This is a genomic window from Streptomyces sp. NPDC050433 (genome assembly GCF_044458565.1).
Classification (GTDB): domain Bacteria; phylum Actinomycetota; class Actinomycetes; order Streptomycetales; family Streptomycetaceae; genus Streptomyces.
Window position 1 is genome coordinate 1,964 of sequence record NZ_JBITIB010000065.1, and the last position, 1,327, is coordinate 3,290.

1 rRNA gene (only partly in view) is annotated in these 1,327 nt (G+C 57.0%); it reads right to left on the bottom strand.

Annotated elements, in window-relative coordinates:
• Nucleotides 1-1,277: ribosomal RNA gene (locus ACIBLA_RS37515) — 23S ribosomal RNA — on the bottom strand; it reaches 1,923 nt to the left of the window's first position.
• Nucleotides 1,278-1,327: the final 50 nt, after the last annotated feature.

Genomic DNA, 1,327 nt, shown 5'->3' on the forward strand with positions numbered 1-1,327 from the left:
TATGGAATGACACGACTTCGGCGGTACGCTTGAGCCCCGCTACATTGTCGGCGCGGAATCACTTGACCAGTGAGCTATTACGCACTCTTTCAAGGATGGCTGCTTCTAAGCCAACCTCCTGGTTGTCTCTGCGACTCCACATCCTTTCCCACTTAGCGTACGCTTAGGGGCCTTAGTCGATGCTCTGGGCTGTTTCCCTCTCGACCATGGAGCTTATCCCCCACAGTCTCACTGCCGCGCTCTCACTTACCGGCATTCGGAGTTTGGCTAAGGTCAGTAACCCGGTAGGGCCCATCGCCTATCCAGTGCTCTACCTCCGGCAAGAAACACACGACGCTGCACCTAAATGCATTTCGGGGAGAACCAGCTATCACGGAGTTTGATTGGCCTTTCACCCCTAACCACAGGTCATCCCCCAGGTTTTCAACCCTGGTGGGTTCGGTCCTCCACGACCTCTTACAGCCGCTTCAACCTGCCCATGGCTAGATCACTCCGCTTCGGGTCTTGAGCGCGCTACTAAAACGCCCTATTCGGACTCGCTTTCGCTACGGCTTCCCCACACGGGTTAACCTCGCAACACACCGCAAACTCGCAGGCTCATTCTTCAAAAGGCACGCAGTCACGACTGACAGCACAAGTGCTGCCAGCGACGCTCCCACGGCTTGTAGGCACACGGTTTCAGGTACTATTTCACTCCGCTCCCGCGGTACTTTTCACCATTCCCTCACGGTACTATCCGCTATCGGTCACCAGGGAATATTTAGGCTTAGCGGGTGGTCCCGCCAGATTCACACGGGATTTCTCGGGCCCCGTGCTACTTGGGTGTCTCTCAAACGAGCCGTTAATGTTTCAGCTACGGGGGTCTTACCCTCTACGCCGGACCTTTCGCATGTCCTTCGCCTACACCAACGGTTTCTGACTCGTCCTGTCGCCGGCAGACGACAGAAAAGAGATCCCACAACCCCGCACGCGCAACCCCTGCCGGGTATCACACACATACGGTTTGGCCTCATCCGGTTTCGCTCGCCACTACTCCCGGAATCACGGTTGTTTTCTCTTCCTGAGGGTACTGAGATGTTTCACTTCCCCTCGTTCCCTCCACACTGCCTATGTGTTCAGCAGCGGGTGACAGCCCATGACGACTGCCGGGTTTCCCCATTCGGACACCCCCGGATCAAAGCTCGGTTGACAGCTCCCCGGGGCCTATCGCGGCCTCCCACGTCCTTCATCGGTTCCTGGTGCCAAGGCATCCACCGTGCGCCCTTAAAAACTTGGCCACAGATGCTCGCGTCCACTGTGCAGTTCTCAAACAACGACCAACCACCCG